This is a genomic window from Paraburkholderia sp. SECH4 (assembly GCF_030511745.1).
Lineage (GTDB): Bacteria > Pseudomonadota > Gammaproteobacteria > Burkholderiales > Burkholderiaceae > Paraburkholderia > Paraburkholderia madseniana.
In genome coordinates, this window is record NZ_JALOCP010000013.1 from 51,650 (window position 1) to 67,263 (window position 15,614).

Here is a 15,614-nt window from a genome sequence, read left to right on the forward strand (position 1 = left end):
ACAAAAGTTTGCGGGCGTTTGTCTTTCCGGGGCACTCCAGGGCACGATAGCGGAACCGTCCTTCAAAGCGTCCGTCGCGCGAGCCATGGCTTCTGCCGATTCCCCCCGTGTAGTTGTCCGCCGCTCGGCCATTAGCCGCATGGTGCGCACGATCACGTCGCCGTACTACCGCTATCGCCACGCGAAGGTGCTGCATAGCCTGCGCGTCGGCGTCGCGATGCTGGTGTCGATTCTCGCGACCACCGGTATCAACATTCCTCACGGCATCTGGTCGTCGGTGACCCTGCTGGTGGTGATCGGCGGCTTGCAACATCACGGCAATATCCGCAAGAAGGCTGCCGACCGGGCGGCGGGAACGCTGCTCGGCGCGGTGATCGGGCTTCTGCTCATCCTGACGCAGAATCTGACCGGGTCGCTGCCGCTCACCTATGTGCTGATGTCGATCGTCGCGGGGATCTGCGCATGGTTCGCGATCGGTTCGTCGGGGTATATCGGTCTCTTGACGGCGATCACGATGTGCATCGTCGCGGGCCATGGCGACAATCTGATCGACGTCGGTCTATGGCGCACGCTGAACGTGCTGATCGGCATTGTAATCGCGCTGGCGTTTTCGTTCGTGTTGCCGCTGCACGCGACTTATTCGTGGCGTTACGGGATCGCCGACAATCTGCGGGCCTGCGCGCAGATTTACACCCGTCTGCTGGAAGGGGACACGATCAACGAGGACGAACAGGTCAAACACTTCCTCGCGATCAACAAGCGGTTGGTTCAGCTGCGCTCGCTGATGCCTTCGGTGGCGAAGGAGATCGATGTGCCGCAGGCCCGGCTCGAGGAGATCCAGCGGCTGCACCGTTCGGTGCTCAGTTCGCTGGAATTGCTGGCGATCGGCCCGCTGATGCGCGCCGATGCCGCGGCGCGCGCTGCGTATGTGCGGGCGTGCGACGTTGAGGTGCTTGCCGTGCGCGGCATCCTGCTGGCAATGGCGCGCGGCCTGCGCTTTGGCCGCGCGACGCACTTCGGCATTCCGGCCGCGTCGCCGCTTGCTCAGGCGCATGGCGACGCGGCGCTAGAATTGCCGCCCGACTTGCAGGGGCCGTATTGGCTCGGGCAGCGCTTAGCCGAACAGGTGGAGCGGTTGCGCGCCTTGTTGCTGGAGACCGAGCCGAACTGGGACATCGAGCGGCGTTCGCCCGTTTTGCAGAAGGCTTAGCTTTTCACGTTGTCCGGGTGAGCCGGTGTGGCGGCCTGACAGGCTGCGGCTACATACAGTACGGCGGCTGCATGGTTACGGCGATCGCGTCGGCACACCGCCGCAGCCGCAACCGACGAAGCAGCCGTGCATGACTCACTCAGGCATCCGGCAGCGTCACCATCCATGCGAGACCGAAGCGGTCCACCACCATCCCGAAGCCTTTGCTCCAGAAGGTGGCTTGCCACGGCATCGTCACCGAACCGCCGTCGGCCAGCGCGTTGAAATATTTTTCGCCCGAGGCGGCGTCGTCAGCCGTCAGCGAGAGGCTGAAGCCGCTGAACGTGGCCTGCGGGTCGCAGTGGCCGTCGGAGGCCATCCAGTTGGTCGAGCCGAGCTTGATCGTGGCGTGCATGATCTTTTCTTCCAGACCGGGGCGCGGCTGGTTCTCCGGGTCGGCGCTGGGCGGCGCGTCCTTGTAGCGCATCAGTAGCAATACCTCGGCGCCGAGCTTCTCGGTGTAGTACTTGAGCGCTTCTTCACAGCGTCCGTTGAAAAATACGTAAGGCTGAACGTACATGATCGTCTCCCGGGATATGGATCAGCGGCGCCGCGCTCCTTCGGCAAATGGTATCGAGGGGCGGGCGTGCAGACGATTGTAGTCGTCCGTTGGGGCAGCAATTGTGACTTTATTTCGTAAGAAGCAGTGGCGCGGACAGGTATCGGATGTGCGGTTGTAAACGGCACGCGGCCCTGAACCGGATGGCTCAGGGCCGCGTATTCAACCGGATGCGCAACCAGGCTCGCCAATAAGTGCGCGACCGCGTGTGCAGCCGCGTACTCAAGCGGCCAAGACTAAGCCGAAGCCTAACGCAGCGCTTCGATCATTTTTTCCAGCTTGACGGCGTCTGCCGCGAACGCGCGGATGCCTTCAGCGAGCTTTTCGGTCGCCATCGCTTCGTCGTTGACGAGGAAACGGAACGACGATTCGTCGACCGGCACGCGTTCGATGTCCACGCCTTTGCCCATTTCAGGCGACAGCTTGCGCTCGACCGGCTCGGTGCTCTCCTGCAGCTTTTGCAGCAGATCCGGGCTGATGGTCAGCAGATCGCAGCCGGCCAGTTCCAGAATCTGGCCCGGGGTGCGGAAGCTCGCGCCCATCACCTCGGTCTTGTAGCCGAACTTCTTGTAGTACGCGTAAATGCGGCGCACCGATTTGACGCCCGGATCGTTAGCACCGCCGTCTTTCGCTTCGTCCCACGCGCTGCCGGCGTTCTTCTTGTACCAGTCGTAGATACGGCCGACGAACGGCGAAATCAGTTGCGCGCCGGCTTCTGCACAGGCAGCGGCCTGCGCGAGCGAGAACAACAGCGTCATGTTGCAGTGGATGCCTTCCTTTTGCAGCACTTCGGCGGCGCGAATGCCTTCCCACGTGGAGGCCAGCTTGATCAACACGCGCTCGCGGCCGATGCCGTGTTCTTTGTACAGGGCGATCAGCTCGCGGCCCTTGGCGATCGACGCTTCGGTGTCGAACGACAGGCGTGCATCCACTTCGGTCGACACACGACCCGGGATGATCTTGAGAATTTCGGTGCCGAATGCGATCAGCAACTGGTCGATGATTGCACCGACCGGCTTCGACGCATGCGCCTTCACGGTCTTTTCGAGCAGCGGCTTGTAGTCGTCTTTCTGGACGGCTTTCAGAATCAGCGACGGATTGGTGGTCGCGTCCTGCGGCTTGTACTGGGCAAGCTGCTGGAAGTCGCCGGTATCGGCCACGACGGTGGTGTATTGCTTGAGTTGGTCGAGTGCGGTTGTCATGTTCGAGCCTTCATGGCGCGCGTGCGCCGTGGTTCAGGAGAAATGAGATCGCCACCGGAGGGAAAAGACAAACCGTTCCGGTGGCCGCGGGTCACGCTGCAGCGTTTGCCCGTCATGTTGCCGAGGAATTTTGACGGAAAGCGCTGCCGGATGCTTCTATTCTATGGCGGATTCAGGCGCGCCGGGCGTTCAGCACCAGTTGCGTCAGTACGCCCGCCACCAGCCCCCAGAACGCCGAGCCGATCGACAGCAGGGTGAGGCCGGAAGCCGTCACCATGAATGTCACCAGCGCCGCCTCGCGTTGCTTCAGGTCCTGCATGGCGTTGGCGAGGCCGCTCATGATCGAGCCGAACAGCGCCAACGCCGCAACGGAGACCACCAGCGCCTTCGGCAAGGCGGCGAACAGTGCGGCGATGGTCGCGCCGAAAATCCCGGCAATCAGATAGAAAATACCGCACCAGACTGCTGCGGTGTAACGCTTGTCGCGGTTTTCGTGCGCTTCGGGGCCGGTACAGATCGCCGCCGTGATCGCCGCAAGATTGATGCCGTGCGAGCCGAACGGCGCGAGCAGCAGCGAGGCGATGCCGGTCGTCGAAATCAGCGGCGCGGAAGGCGCGGTGTAGCCGTCTGCGCGCAGCACGGCGATCCCCGGCACGTTTTGCGAGGCCATCGCGACGACGAAAAGCGGAATGCCGATGCTGATGCCCGCCGCGACCGAAAACACCGGCATCGTGAACACCGGGTGGGCGAGCGCGACGTGAAAGCGGCTGAAGTCGAGCAGCCCGAGCCCACCGGCGAGCGCCGTGCCGACGACCAGCGTCGTCACGATCGCATAGCGCGGCGCGAGGCGTTTGACGATCAAATAGGTGAAGAACATCGCCAGCACGAGCGCGGTCTGGAACTGCGCCGCGCGGAAAATTTCAATGCCGATCTCGAACAGAATGCCCGCCAGCAAAGCCGAAGCGATGCCTGCCGGGATTTTCTTCATCAGCGTGTCGAACCAGCCGGTCAGGCCGACCAGGGTCAGCAACACCGCGCAGACGATGAACGCGCCGATCGCCTCAGGGTAGGTCACATGCGGCAGCGACGACACCAGCAGCGCCGCGCCGGGCGTCGACCAGGCAATCACGATCGGTGCGCGAAAGCGCAGTGAAAGGCCGATCGTGCAGACGGCCATGCCGATCGACAATGCCCAGATCCACGACGAAATCTGCGCATCGGTGAGATGGGCGGCCTGGCCGGCCTGGAACATCAGCACGAGCGAACTGGTGTAGCCCGTCATCATCGCGACGAAGCCGGCGACGAGGGCGGACAAGGACGTATCGGCAAACGGTCTGAGCGGCCCGGGGTGTACGTCGGCAGGGGACAAAACGGGCGATGAAGACTGACTCATGCAGAAACTTTCTTATAGTTGGAGAAAAACGTGAACCGACCTGATTACTTGCTCAACATGCGCATCGCCGTTTCGAGTCCGGCGAGGGTGAGCGGATACATGCGATGACCGAGCACTTCCCGGATCGCGCTGACCGACTGCCGGTACGCCCACAAACCTTCCGGCTCCGGATTGAGCCACGCGTAATGCGGGAAATGATCGGCGAGGCGGCGCAGCCACACGGCGCCGGCTTCGGCGTTGTTGTATTCGACCGAGCCGCCCGGTTGCAGCACTTCATAGGGGCTCATGGTCGCGTCGCCGACGAAGATCAGCTTGTAGTCGGGCGTGAACTTGTGCAGCAGGTCCCACGTCGGCATGCGTTCGGCGTGACGGCGGCGATTGTTCTTCCACAGGAAGTCGTACACACAGTTGTGGAAGTAATAGAACTCGAGATGCTTGAATTCGGCCTTGGCGGCGGAAAAGAGCTCTTCGGTACGCTTGATGTGATCGTCCATCGAGCCGCCCACGTCGAGCAGCATCAGCACTTTCACCTTGTTGTGCCGCTCCGGCACCATCTTCAGGTCGAGCCAGCCGGCGTTCGCGGCGGTGCTGCGGATCGTGTCGGGCAGATCGAGCTCTTCGGCCGCGCCCTCGCGTGCGAAACGGCGCAGGCGGCGCAGGGCGATCTTGATGTTGCGTGTGCCGATTTCGACCTGGTCGTCGTAGTCGCGATAGGCGCGCGCTTCCCACACCTTCACCGCGGTGCGGTTGCCCGCCGCGTCGCCGCCGATGCGCACGCCCTCAGGGTTATAGCCGCCGTTGCCGAACGGCGAGGTGCCGCCCGTGCCGATCCATTTGTTGCCGCCTTCGTGGCGCTCTTTCTGTTCGTCGAACAGCTCCTTCAGGCGCTCCATCAGCTTGTCGAGGCCGCCCATCGCTTCGATCTGCGCTTTTTCTTCGGGCGACAGGTCGCGTTGCAGCTTCTTCTTGAGCCAGTCGAGCGGGACGTCGAAGGCGAGCTCCGAGACTTGCGCGACGCCGTTGAAATACGCGCCGAACGCCTGGTCGAACTTGTCGAAATACTGCTCGTCCTTGACCAGCGTGATGCGTGCGAGATAGTAGAACTCGTCGAGCGACGGCGCGATCACATTGGCTTTGAGCGCTTCGAGCAGCGTCAGGTATTCCTTCACCGACACCGGCAGTTTGGCCGCGCGCAGCGAGTAGAAGAAGTCGATCAGCATGCTGTGTCCTCGGCGGCGGTGAGTGGGCGATGCGCCGCGCTCATCAACGGGTATTCGCGATCAATCAACGGTTCGTTAACGGTTCATCAACGGTTGTTGCGGTTCATGAAGATCAGCCGCTCGAACAGGCTCACGTCCTGCTCGTTCTTCAGGAGCGCGCCGTGCAGCGGCGGGATGATCTGCTTCTGGTCGGACGAGCGCAGCGCTTCGGGCGGAATGTCCTCGGCGAGCAGCAGCTTCAGCCAGTCGAGCAGTTCCGACGTGGACGGTTTCTTCTTCAGACCGGCGACGTTGCGCAACTCGAAGAAGCTCTGCATCGCCGCGGCAAGCAGTTCCTTCTTGATGCCGGGGTAGTGCACCTCGACGATCTGCTGCATGGTCACCGGGTCGGGGAATTTGATGTAGTGGAAAAAGCAGCGGCGCAGAAACGCGTCCGGCAGTTCCTTCTCGTTGTTCGACGTGATGATCACGAGCGGGCGCTTTTTGGCGCGGATCAGCTCGTGGGTCTCGTACACGTAGAACTCCATGCGGTCGAGTTCGCGCAGCAGGTCGTTCGGGAATTCGATGTCGGCCTTGTCGATCTCGTCGATCAGGAGCACCGTCTGCTCCTCCGACTCGAACGCCTGCCACAACACACCCTTGACGATGTAGTTGCGGATGTCCTTGACACGCTCGTCGCCGAGCTGCGAATCGCGCAGGCGCGACACCGCGTCGTACTCGTACAGGCCTTGCTGGGCCTTGGTGGTGGACTTGATATGCCACTGCAATAGCGGCATGCCGAGCGCGGCGGCGACCTCTTCGGCGAGCATGGTTTTGCCGGTGCCGGGTTCGCCCTTGATCAGCAACGGGCGCTTCAGCGTCATCGCGGCGTTGACCGCGAGCTTGAGGTCGTCGGTGGCGACGTATTGCGATGAGCCTTCAAAACGCATGGCGAGATGCTCTTTTTTGGGAAAAAACCCAGTATAAGTCAGAAGGCCTGTTGGGCTGAATCAGCCTGGCGTAAGGTGTCACCCGCGGTGCTGGACGCCGGTTCACGTGCCTATGCGGCGTTCGCGAGCAGTCCGTTCGCCCTGCGTGCCCGGTGGGCGGGCGCGCAGGGCGTCGTGGGCCGGGCGGGCGGTGCGTAGCGGGCGGCACGAAGCCATGCGGAACCGGCGTGGCGGAGCAAAATGGCGCCAGCCGTGGTTTTGCGGCGGCCGGATACGCCTCTCGCCCCGCGCGGTGGACGTTCGGCGCGGCGTCGCGGTACAATTAGCCCGATTTTTTTGGCCTGCGTGGCTACCCTATAAGAATAACGGCGCGGGCCGTTGCCTTTTCGGGCGCCCGTTTCCCCTCAAGCCAGGTTACATGCTATGAATAAATTCGTCGGCAAACACGTCGTGATCGCAGCGCTGTCGGTGCTCGCGGGCTATGCGGCCAGTGCGCAGGCAGCGGATGTCGTCGGCAACGCGAAGGCGGGCCAAGGCAAGGTCGCGATGTGTATTGGCTGCCACGGCATTCCTGAATACCGCACGGCATACCCTGAGGTCTACCGCGTGCCCATGCTCGGCGGCCAGAATCAGGCATACCTCGAGAACGCCATGCACGGCTACAAGAAGGGCGACCGCCACTTCGAAACGATGCGCGCAATCACCGCGTCGCTGTCGGATCAGGACATCGCCGACATCGCTGCCTACTACGCAGCGCAAAATTCCTCTTCGAAGAGCAATCCCGACAAGTGATCGGCTGCGGTCATCCAACCGGTCACTCGGCTATTTATATTCGCGGGATAGGAGAATTCATGAATAAGCCCCAACAGGCACTCCACACGGTGTTCAAGGCTGCATGCGCGTCGGCGGCAGTCATCGGTCTGGTTGCAGCGAACGTCGCGCACGCCGCAGACGCCGGCAACGGCAAGGTGCTGGCAGACAGCCACAACTGCGCGGCTTGCCACGGCGTCAACCTGAACAAGCCGGTGAGCCCGGAATATCCGAAGCTCGCCGGTCAGCACTCAGACTATGTCTACTGGGCGCTGCGCCAGTATCAGATGGGCAACGGCAACCCGCACCTCGGTCGCAACAACGCGATCATGCAGGCGCAGGTACAAAGCCTGTCGCAAAGCGACATGAAAGACATCGCCGCCTACATCGAATCGCTGGACGGTGCGCTGGTGCAGAAGAAGTAATCGCACTGCGCTGTTTTCAGAATGAACGACACCCCGCTTCGGCGGGGTGTCGTGCTTTTGGGGCTGGGGTTTGGTGCCGGGCCAAGTTCCGCGGGCGTGCTGGCAACCGCTGGCCGCCATAGTCGACCGGATTGCCTCAGTCCCGCGTGGCGCGCCGCTCGATGCGCTGCAAATACGCGTCCGTGTCCGGCGGGGTGCCGGTGCGTTGCGCCTCCCAGATGGTTTCGCCGAGGCAATCCATGATCGCGTGCTGTGCCTCATGGGTCGAGCCGAGCCGGGCAGCAAGCCGCTCGTGCGCCGCGCGAATGCCCGGCGGCTGGTCGATCGACAACTGTTCGGTGATCGCCAGATGCATCGACAGATGCAGGAACGGGTTGGTCTGGCCGCGTTCGGGCGAGTAGTCCTGCGCCTGGGCGGTTTCCGTGCTGGTGAGATCGGCGTGATATTCCGGATGCTCGACGATCCAGTCGGCAGCGATCGCTTCGAGCGGTGTCAGAATCTCGCCTTGACGCTGCTTGCGCCAGGTGTCGGTGAAAAATTGGCGGACTTCGTCGCGGCTGGGATTGAACATCGTGGGAACGGTGCGTTGGGTGTGAGGCGGGTTGGAAGGGGGTGATTTTACGCCGACGCAGGGCGGCTTGCTGGCGGCGCGTCAACGGACCGAAGCGCGGCGGCGGCCGCGGACGCACTGAGTGCGTGCCGCGTACGCGCCGGACCAACGCGCCACGGCGATGCGGCGTCTGCTCGTGCGCTCGCCGAACGGTATCGCCCTCAAAGATCCGGCGGCGGCGTCTTGGGCCGGAATTCGCATAGCGGCTCGATCACGCAGTGCCAGCATTCCGGACGGCGCGCTTTGCATACATAGCGGCCATGCAGAATTAGCCAATGGTGGGCATCCTGCTTGAACTCGGTGGGCGTGAATTTCTCCAGCGCCGCTTCGACCGCGCGCACGTCTTTGCCAGGCGCGAGCCCGGTTCGATTCGCAACCCGAAAGATATGCGTATCGACAGCGATGGTCGGATGACCGAACGCCGTGTTCAGGATCACGTTCGCCGTTTTACGGCCGACCCCCGGCAAGCTTTCGAGCGCCTCACGATCCTCCGGTACTTCGCCGCCGTACTGGTCGAGCAGAATGCGGCAGGTTGCGATCACATTCTTCGCCTTGGTCCGATAGAGGCCAATTGTCTTGATGTAGCCGGCAACCCCTTCCTCGCCAAGGTCGAAGACCTTCTGCGGTGTGTTCGCGACCGGGAACATCTTGCGCATTGCCTTGTTCACCGACACGTCGGTGGCTTGCGCGGACAGCAGCACGGCAATCAGCAGTTCGAACGGTGTGGTGTACTCGAGCTCGGTCGTGGGATGCGGGTTGAGACTCTGAAGCGTCTCGTAGATGGCGCGGCGTTTGTTCGCGTTCATGCGCAGCGTAGAGTTAAGGGTTAGCGCTTCTTTGGCGGAGTGTCGGTGTTGTCCGCAGCGAGTCCGAGACGGCGGCGGCGTGCTTCGGCGGCATCGATCTGCGCCTGCACGTCGGCGCTGACGCGCTCGGTGTTCTGCGGACCTTGGCCCTTGGCGGCCAACTCTTCTTTCTTCTGGCGTGCACGCTCGAGCGCGGCCTGGATGATCGCGCGTTTCTTCGCTTCGGCGGAGTCCGCTGCAGGCGCGGCGGGTGCTGCTGCGGCACCGGTTTCCATCACCTGAGCGGGCGCGCTGCTGACCGCTCGCCGCGCTGCAGCACGCGCCTCCGCAGCTTCGCGTTCGCGTGCGAGACGGGCTTCACGCCGGTTGTGGCGCTCGCGCGCAGCGTCGGCCTGGCTCTGGCTCCATGCGTCCCAGCCCGTTGCTTCGCCCGTGACCGGCGGCATCGCAATGCAGTCGACCGGGCAGGGGGGCACGCACAGGTCACAACCGGTACAGAGCTCGGCGATCACCGTGTGCATCTGTTTCGGTGCACCAACTATTGCATCGACCGGACAGGCCTGCATGCACAGCGTGCAGCCGATGCAAACTTGTTCGTCGATAACCGCCAACGGGCGCGGCCGTTCGACGCCGTTGGCGGAATTGAGCGGGATCACCGGCTTGCCGAGCAGTGCGGCAAGGCGCGCGATGCCTTCGGCACCACCCGGCGGGCACTGGTTGTAGTTGGCTTCGCCATGGGCGACGGCTTCGGCATACGGGCGGCAGGCGGGATAGCCGCACTTCGTGCATTGCGTTTGGGGCAGCAGATCTTCGATGCGGTCTGCGAGTGTTCTGGAATCGGTCACGGTCACGACGTTGGGGCTTGCCTCGTGGCCGCACGGCGTGCCGTGCGCGGATTAGGGAAAACACGCGGCAGGCCGGGGCAACACAAAAGCGCTGCGAAAGCGCGCAAACACGCGCCAATATAGGCAAATACAGACACGAATAGAGGCGCGAATTTGTGCAACTGAGGCTGCAACTAAGCGCAAGCGCTGGGCTTGAACTAAATAGCACATTATCGCCGATTTCCCCAATTGCCATCCGCAATCCATGTGCCATAATCGAAGCGCTTTTTCGAAAGACCGCATAAGGGTGTTCCCCCAACCAGCCCGTTCAGTGCTGTCGGTGCAAGGCCCGAGGAGAGGCCGGCGGCGCGATCCGGATAACGCGGCTCACGAAGACGATGCCACCATGAATCAGCCGAAAATCAAAAGAGATCCTGAAGGCACGCGGCGCCGCATTCTGCTTGCGGCGGCCGAAGAGTTTGCAAATGGAGGGTTGTTCGGCGCACGCGTCGATCAGATTGCCCGCCGCGCGGAAACTAATGAACGCATGCTCTATTACTACTTCGGTAGCAAGGAGCAGCTTTTCACTGCTGTACTCGAGCACGCATTCAGCGCGCTCAATGAAGCGGAACGAACGCTCGAACTGAACGGTGTCGCACCGGTCGAGGCGGTGACACGTCTCGCGCATTTTGTTTGGGATTACTACCGCGATCATCCCGAGTTACTGCGTCTCGTCAATAACGAGAACCTGCATGAGGCACGCTACATGCAGAAGTCCACGCGCATCCGCGAAATGATTTCGCCGATTGTCGCCACGCTCGGCGGCATTCTTGAGCGGGGTCAACGCGCGGGGCTGTTTCGCACCAACGTCGATCCGCTGCGCTTTTACGTGACGCTGTCCGGCATGGGCTACTACATCGTGTCGAACCGCTTCACGCTCGAGGCGACACTCGGCCGCGATTTCAGCAGTGCGGGCGAACGCAGCGAACTCATTCAGATGAACACCGAGTTGCTGCTTGCGTATCTGTTGCGGAAGTAAGCTGCAGCGCGATCGCGCATCGACCGCATAAGAAGCGACGAAAAAGCGGCAAAACAGGCGTCAGAAACGACAACGGCCTCTGAAGAAGAGGCCGTTGTTTATCTCTGCGCGCGGGGTGCTCAGGCTTCGACTTTTTCCTTCGCTACCTTCGGCGCCTTGTTGTGCTCGAGGATGAAGTCGCGCAACTGCGGATAGATGATGGTGCGCCAGCGGCGGCCCGAGAAAATGCCGTAGTGGCCGCATTTTTCCGCGGTGAAGTGACGCTTGTTCTTCTCCGGAATGCCGCTGCACAACTCTTGCGCAGCGAACGTCTGACCGTCCCCGGAGATATCGTCCAGCTCGCCTTCGATCGTGAAGAGCGCGGTCTTCGTGATGTCCTGCGGGCGTACACGCTCGCCGGCGACGTCCCACGTGCCTTCGGCCAGGCTGAAGTCCTGGAACACCACGCGGATCGTGTCGAGGTAATAGTCCGCGTCCATGTCGAGTACGGCGTTGTACTCGTCGTAGAAGCGGCGATGCGCTTCCGCGTCGTCTTCGTCGCCGCGCAGCAGGCTCTGGTAGAAGTCCCAGTGCGAAGCTGCGTGGCGCTCAGGATTCATGGCCACGAAGCCGGTGTGCTGCAGGAAGCCCGGGTAAACCTTGCGACCCACGCCCGGGTAGCTCGGCGGCACCGTGAAGATCACGTTGTTTTCGAACCATTCGTACGAGTGCTGCGTGGCGAGCGAGTTGACCGAGGTCGGGCTCTTACGCGCGTCGATCGGGCCGCCCATCATGGTCATGGTGCGCGGCGTGTCTTCGCCGCGGCTCGCCATCAGCGAAATGGCGGCGAGCACCGGGACGGTGGGCTGGCATACCGAGATCACATGCAGATTCTTCGCGCCGATGTGGCGGATGAATTCCTGGATGTAAGCGATGTAATCGTCGAGGTGAAACTCGCCTTCTTCGAGCGGCACCATGCGTGCATCGATCCAGTCGGTCAGGTAGACCTTGTGGTCTTGCAGCAACGTGCGCACGGTATCGCGCAGGAGCGTGGCGTGGTGCCCTGACAACGGTGCGCACACCAGCACGACCGGCTCATCTTTCAATTGGGTAACAGCGTCACTGTCGTCCGCGAAACGCTTGAAGCGCATCAGGCGGCAAAACGGTTTTTCGATGATCGTTTGTTCGATGATCGGAATGTTGTGACCGTCCTTGACAATTTGATGAAGGTTGAACTCAGGCTTTTCGTAATCTTTGCCAAGCCGGTAGAGCAGTTCGTAACCGGCTGAGAGGCGTGTGGCACCGGGCACATAGGCTAACGGGCTGGCGGGATTCGCGAACGATTTCGACGCAGCCTGGGCCCAGGCGGTAAGGGGGCTCAACATCGCCCGTTGGAATTCGTGCAGTTGGTAGAGCATGGGTGCTCCGTTTAAGCGGTTCGCATGGGGCTTGGCAAACACGCGTGTGGCGTTGCGGCAGGCCGTATTGGTTGTAGGCACATTGATTTTCGGCCGACAGTCTGCTGGATCATACTGAACAAAGCGTACTTGTGCAATGCAGCAATTTACGCGCGGGCTGCGCGCAAACTGTCATTAAATCATGGTACTGACGATGCCGCCGCGCCGCTATCCGGGGTTGCCGCAGCCTCAAGTTCCTCTGTCATGGTGCCGTTATGCGGTGGCTGCCCGGTCGCCTGGGCCATCGCCTGTTCGTGCTTCATCAGGTTCAGGCCGGTGTGCACCAGCGCCACATGCGAAAACGCTTGCGGGAAATTACCGACCAGGCGTTTCGCGGTCGGATCGTACTCTTCCGCCAGCAGACCGACGTCGTTGCAGAGGCGGAGCAGCCGTTCGTACATCGCGACGGCTTCATCGATGCGGCCTTGCAGCGCCAGGTTGTCCACCATCCAGAACGAGCACGCGAGGAAGGTGCCTTCGCCAGGCGGCAGACCGTCGTCGTATTCAGTGGTGCGGTAGCGCATCACGAAGCCGTCGTGCATCAAGTCCTTTTCGATCGCCGCCACCGTGCCCTTGACGCGCGGATCCGTCGGCGGGAGGAAGCCGACCAACGGCATCAGCAGTACGCTCGCATCGAGCTGATCGCTGCCGTAGGACTGGGAGAACGCATTAAGCGCCGGATTCCACGCCTTCGCGCAGACTTCCGCGTGGATTGTCGCGCGGGTTGCGCGCCATTCATCGAGTGGGCCTTCCAGCTTGAACATTTCGGCGGACCGGATGGCGCGGTCGTAGGCGACCCACGCCATCACCTTGGAGAAGGTGAAGTGCTGGCGGCCGCCACGGGTTTCCCAGATGCCTTCGTCCGGCTCTTTCCAGATCGTGTCGAGATGGCTGAGCAACGCGCGCTGCACGTTCCATGCAGTGTCGTCCGCCTGCAGGCCGCCGACGCGCGCAAGATGCAGCGCGTTCATCACTTCGCCGTAGACGTCGAGCTGGCGCTGTCCGACCGCGTTGTTGCCGATCCGCACGGGTTTGGCACCCTGATAACCCGGCAGCCAGTCGATTTCGAATTCGGGCAGGCGCCGCTCGCCGGCGATCCCGTACATGATCTGCAATTGATCCGGCGCGCCGGCCATTACGCGGCCCAGCCAGCTGCGCCATGCGCGCGCTTCGTCGTAATAGCCGCCGCGCATCATCGCGAGCAGCGTGATGGTGGCGTCGCGCAGCCAGCAATAGCGGTAGTCCCAGTTGCGCGTGCCGCCCAACTGTTCCGGCAGCGACGTGGTGGGCGCGGCGACGATGCCGCCGGTCGGCTCGTACGCCAGCGCCTTCAGCGTAATCAGCGAGCGGCGGATCTGCGCGGCCCATTTGCCTTCGACCGTGCTGCGCGCCGACCATTCGAGCCAATGGTTCTCGGTGCGGGCAAGCGACGTGTGCGGATCGCGTCCTGGCGGAATGCGCAGATGCGAAGCCGCATAGGCCAGCGAAAACGGCACGCGCTCGCCTTCGCTCACCGTGAACGTCGCGATGGTTTTCATGTTTTCGCCGTGCAACTCGACCGGTGTGCGCAGCACGGCCGTGTCCGGGCCGACGATCGCCTTGATGCCGCTGTCGTGCTTCAGGCGATCCACCCACGGAATCGAAAAACCGTAGTCGAAGCGCAGCACCAGTTCCATCTGCATGCGCACCGTACCGCGTTTGCCGACCACGATCCGCACCATCTCCGACCAGCCGTTGCCCGGCGGCATGAAGTCGATCAGCGTGACTGCGCCTTCGGGCGTTTCGAAATCGGTTTCCAGAACCAGCGTCTCGCCGCGATAACGGCGCGTGATCGTGGGTGGCGTATCGGAGACTGGCGAAATCAGCCAGCGGCCGTTGTCGGGCGTGCCGAGCAGGGCGGCGAAGCACGCGCCGGAGTCGAAGCGCGGCCAGCAGAGCCAGTCGACCGAACCCTCGCGGGAGACGAGCGCGGCAGTGTGGCCGTCGCCGATGAGCGCATAGTCTTCGATGAGTGCGGGCATGGGGGAGCGTGTCTGTTTTAGGCGAGGCGAAGGCCGCCGCGCTGGGGGTCATTGTGTTACCGGACCCGCGCGATGCGTTTTGGTTCAGCGCGCAATGCGGCAAAACGCGGGTTGGTAATTGTCAAATCACTGCCTACAATCAATTTTCATGCCGATGCTCGGAGTTCGCCGGATCATGCGTCGGCCTTGCCCATGGCGCATGCAAAAGCCGTTTTCGAGGACCCAAGCAATGCTGAACCCGTCGAAATCCGATTGCATCACAATTCTCTCCGCCGCCAGCGAACTGGCTGACGATTCGATGTTGCCGCTCGAACATGGCCGGCTGGGCCTGAGCCGCAACGGAATGCTGGCTGCGGCGGCCTTTCTGATCGAACGGGCCTGCTTCCGCCGTCATCAGGAAGGTGACGGCCATTATGCCGTCGGCGGATTGTCGTTGCAGGGCCGTTTGCGGCTGGATCAGCTTTCGAACGGCTGACCGTTTCTCCGTTTCTGCCTTTCTCCATTGCGCGGGCTCGCGCAATGCGGCTGTCCGCAGTTGTCTCGCATCTGGCGCATTGCGTCCGATGCGAATCTGTCGCGCCCGTACCGCTTCGCTGTGCCACGTGTTGCATTGCCACAGCCGCTATCAGTACGCGCGCCATATCCCGCACCGGCCCCCCGTTCGTGCGAGACATTTCCGGGCCGGCACTGCGCCCGGTCGTGCGTCCCTTCTTGCAGCTTCCATGGCTGACTGCCGCCGCCTAGAAGTGCGACGACCCCATGCCGAAGATCCCAATGATGCCGATGATGATCAGATAGAGCGCGACGATGTAGTTCAACAGGCGCGGCATGACGAGAATCAGAATGCCGGCGATCAACGAAACCAGCGGGCCCAGGCTGAGTGTGACGTTCATGAAAACTCCGTAGTGTGAGATGGGTGAGACGCGGTTGAAAAAAACGCCCCGTCAGGCGGGACAATTGCTAAGCATGAACCGGCAGGCCGGCCAGCCGAACGCGGCCCGGCCTACGCGGCCCGGCCTACGCGGCCCGGCCTACGCGGCCCGCCGGATTCGCTGCATGATCCGACGCAACGCTTTTATACTTGCCTCGAC

Annotated in this window: 16 protein-coding genes; 5 read left to right on the forward strand and 11 right to left on the reverse strand. The window is 62.4% G+C overall.

Features of this window, described 5'->3' with window-relative positions; all coding sequences use genetic code 11:
- The first annotated feature begins 85 nt into the window (after nt 1-85).
- On the forward strand, nt 86-1,210 hold the full coding sequence (locus M0D67_RS19005) for an FUSC family protein (protein ID WP_266239389.1): 1,125 nt from the start codon (nt 86-88) through the stop codon (nt 1,208-1,210).
- 139 nt (nt 1,211-1,349) lie between these two features.
- Here the strand turns inward: M0D67_RS19005 and M0D67_RS19010 are convergent, their stop codons facing one another.
- From M0D67_RS19010 to M0D67_RS19030, 5 genes are all read right to left on the reverse strand, one after another.
- Entirely contained in the window at nt 1,350-1,769 is a 420-nt protein-coding gene (locus M0D67_RS19010; RefSeq protein WP_266239390.1) for a VOC family protein, read from the reverse strand.
- A gap of 287 nt (nt 1,770-2,056) precedes the next feature.
- The gene (gene tal / locus M0D67_RS19015; protein ID WP_154558998.1) at nt 2,057-3,010 is read right to left on the reverse strand and encodes a transaldolase; all 954 of its coding nucleotides are present in this window, start codon (nt 3,008-3,010) and stop codon (nt 2,057-2,059) included.
- Between the two features lie 172 nt (nt 3,011-3,182).
- A complete protein-coding gene (locus M0D67_RS19020; RefSeq protein ID WP_266239391.1) occupies nt 3,183-4,403 on the reverse strand; it encodes a benzoate/H(+) symporter BenE family transporter in 1,221 nt (406 codons plus the stop codon).
- A 44-nt stretch (nt 4,404-4,447) separates the two neighbouring features.
- Nucleotides 4,448-5,623: a VWA domain-containing protein gene (locus M0D67_RS19025; RefSeq protein ID WP_266239392.1), complete on the reverse strand. Its 1,176-nt coding sequence runs from the start codon at nt 5,621-5,623 to the stop codon at nt 4,448-4,450.
- Nucleotides 5,624-5,709: 86 nt separating this feature from the next.
- The gene (locus tag M0D67_RS19030) at nt 5,710-6,552 is read right to left on the reverse strand and encodes a MoxR family ATPase (protein ID WP_054035023.1); all 843 of its coding nucleotides are present in this window, start codon (nt 6,550-6,552) and stop codon (nt 5,710-5,712) included.
- A 423-nt stretch (nt 6,553-6,975) separates the two neighbouring features.
- Here M0D67_RS19030 and M0D67_RS19035 point away from each other — a divergent pair, with 423 nt between their 5' ends.
- On the forward strand, nt 6,976-7,344 hold the full coding sequence (locus M0D67_RS19035) for a c-type cytochrome (RefSeq protein ID WP_154559001.1): 369 nt from the start codon (nt 6,976-6,978) through the stop codon (nt 7,342-7,344).
- Between the two features lie 59 nt (nt 7,345-7,403).
- Complete coding sequence (locus M0D67_RS19040; RefSeq protein WP_154559002.1) at nt 7,404-7,787, forward strand: c-type cytochrome; 384 nt, start codon at nt 7,404-7,406, stop codon at nt 7,785-7,787.
- Between the two features lie 136 nt (nt 7,788-7,923).
- Here M0D67_RS19040 and M0D67_RS19045 read toward each other — a convergent pair whose 3' ends face one another.
- From M0D67_RS19045 to rsxB, 3 genes are all read right to left on the reverse strand, one after another.
- Entirely contained in the window at nt 7,924-8,358 is a 435-nt protein-coding gene (locus M0D67_RS19045; protein WP_154559003.1) for a DUF1841 family protein, read from the reverse strand.
- A gap of 200 nt (nt 8,359-8,558) precedes the next feature.
- Complete coding sequence (gene nth / locus M0D67_RS19050) at nt 8,559-9,203, reverse strand: endonuclease III (protein ID WP_154559004.1); 645 nt, start codon at nt 9,201-9,203, stop codon at nt 8,559-8,561.
- A 20-nt stretch (nt 9,204-9,223) separates the two neighbouring features.
- The gene (gene rsxB / locus M0D67_RS19055) at nt 9,224-10,048 is read right to left on the reverse strand and encodes an electron transport complex subunit RsxB (RefSeq protein ID WP_168435593.1); all 825 of its coding nucleotides are present in this window, start codon (nt 10,046-10,048) and stop codon (nt 9,224-9,226) included.
- A 385-nt stretch (nt 10,049-10,433) separates the two neighbouring features.
- Between rsxB and M0D67_RS19060 the strand changes: the two genes are divergently transcribed.
- On the forward strand, nt 10,434-11,066 hold the full coding sequence (locus tag M0D67_RS19060) for a TetR/AcrR family transcriptional regulator (protein WP_154559005.1): 633 nt from the start codon (nt 10,434-10,436) through the stop codon (nt 11,064-11,066).
- A gap of 119 nt (nt 11,067-11,185) precedes the next feature.
- Here the strand turns inward: M0D67_RS19060 and M0D67_RS19065 are convergent, their stop codons facing one another.
- Nucleotides 11,186-12,463 (reverse strand): polyhydroxyalkanoate depolymerase, encoded by a 1,278-nt coding sequence (locus tag M0D67_RS19065; RefSeq protein ID WP_154559006.1) that lies wholly within the window; start codon nt 12,461-12,463, stop codon nt 11,186-11,188.
- Between the two features lie 179 nt (nt 12,464-12,642).
- Nucleotides 12,643-14,523, reverse strand: a complete 1,881-nt coding sequence (locus M0D67_RS19070) for a glycoside hydrolase family 15 protein (RefSeq protein ID WP_154559007.1) — start codon at nt 14,521-14,523, stop codon at nt 12,643-12,645.
- Nucleotides 14,524-14,752: 229 nt separating this feature from the next.
- Here M0D67_RS19070 and M0D67_RS19075 point away from each other — a divergent pair, with 229 nt between their 5' ends.
- On the forward strand, nt 14,753-14,998 hold the full coding sequence (locus tag M0D67_RS19075) for a hypothetical protein (RefSeq protein WP_054035019.1): 246 nt from the start codon (nt 14,753-14,755) through the stop codon (nt 14,996-14,998).
- Nucleotides 14,999-15,263: 265 nt separating this feature from the next.
- Here M0D67_RS19075 and M0D67_RS19080 read toward each other — a convergent pair whose 3' ends face one another.
- The gene (locus tag M0D67_RS19080) at nt 15,264-15,416 is read right to left on the reverse strand and encodes a DUF3096 domain-containing protein (protein WP_154559008.1); all 153 of its coding nucleotides are present in this window, start codon (nt 15,414-15,416) and stop codon (nt 15,264-15,266) included.
- Between the last annotated feature and the right edge of the window lie 198 nt (nt 15,417-15,614).